Origin of the sequence: Alteromonas sp. DY56-G5 (genome assembly GCF_041414725.1) — a bacterium.
Taxonomy (GTDB): domain Bacteria; phylum Pseudomonadota; class Gammaproteobacteria; order Enterobacterales; family Alteromonadaceae; genus Alteromonas; species Alteromonas macleodii.
Window position 1 is genome coordinate 1 of record NZ_JANHZQ010000122.1, and the last position, 1188, is coordinate 1188.

The 1188-nt window shown below is 45.5% G+C and carries 1 protein-coding gene; it reads left to right on the forward strand.

Annotated elements, in window-relative coordinates; genetic code table 11:
• The first annotated feature begins 47 nt into the window (after positions 1-47).
• The gene (locus NO989_RS21810; RefSeq protein ID WP_061485171.1) at positions 48-1082 is read left to right on the forward strand and encodes an IS110 family transposase; all 1035 of its coding nucleotides are present in this window, start codon (positions 48-50) and stop codon (positions 1080-1082) included.
• Positions 1083-1188: the final 106 nt, after the last annotated feature.

The window sequence follows — 1188 nt, forward strand, 5'->3', positions numbered from 1 at the left end:
AGCCAAGATAGGGTTGTTCAAATCACTATCAAGAAGGAGAAGGTCACATGAGTAAGGTAACAATAGGTCTCGATATCGCCAAGTCTGTTTTTCATTTAGTTTTTATGAATCAGTCAGGCAGAGTGCTCAGAAAGAAGAAATTAAGGCGTCACCAGATGTTGTCCTATTTTAGTCAACTGGAGCCATGCATTGTAGTGATGGAAGCCTGTGGAAGTTGCCATTACTGGTGTAGGGAATTGACGAAAGCCGGGCATGAAGTCAAAGCAATAGCACCGCAATACGTTGTAGCATACCGAAAAGGCAATAAACACGATTACAATGATGCAGAGGCGATAGCCGAGGCATCACAACGCGAAGGGATGCGATTTGTGCCGTTTAAGTCTCAGGACCAACAAGACATCCAGCTTATGCATCGGATTAGAGAGCGTATGATAGCGCAGCAAACGGCGTTGAGTAATCAGATAAGAGGCTTGTTGAGCGAATACGGTATTGTGTATGCACGGGGTGTAGCGACTTTGGTGAAAGAGCTGCCTTTAACCCTGGAAGAAGCTGACAATGGATTGAGTATGTTAGCTCGCCGACAGTTTCAAGGCTTACTCAATGATTTGCGGGAACTGCGAGAGCACATAAAAGAAATGGATAAGGAGTTGAAAGCGTTCTCACAAAGCCAGCCTGTATGCGAGCGTTTAATGAGCATGACAGGAATTGGGCCTTTGATTGCTACCGCCTTATATGCAGGCATTGGACAAGGTCAGGCTTTTAATAGCGGCCGACATTTAGCCGCTTGGTTAGGTGTAGTGCCCAAACAACATACAACGGGAGATAACCCGAGATTGTTGGGTATTAGCAAGCGAGGGAACACGTATTTACGGACCCAGATAATTAACGGAGCCAGGGCCGCCTTGCGCCATATTGGTGATAAAACCGATAAGGTGAGCGAGTGGTGTCGGGCTTGTTTAGCACGCATGAGCTTTAACAAAGCGTGCGTCGCACTGGCTAATAAAATGGTAAGAATGGCCTGGGCTATGCTGCACTATCAACAGGACTACCAGCCAGGACTGATAAATAAAGTAGCGGCTTAGCCGATGAAACCCAAACCAAAGATAAGTAAATAAACTAAAACAGGAAGCCTATCAACATATTGCAAAAAGACAACGTACTGATGATTAACGGTTCATAACCATCTTG

What these genes read in the sequence shown, in the direction of transcription:
- NO989_RS21810 (WP_061485171.1), top strand. Translation starts at nt 48, where the DNA reads ATGAGTAAGGTAACAATAGGTCTCGATATCGCCAAGTCTGTTTTTCAT.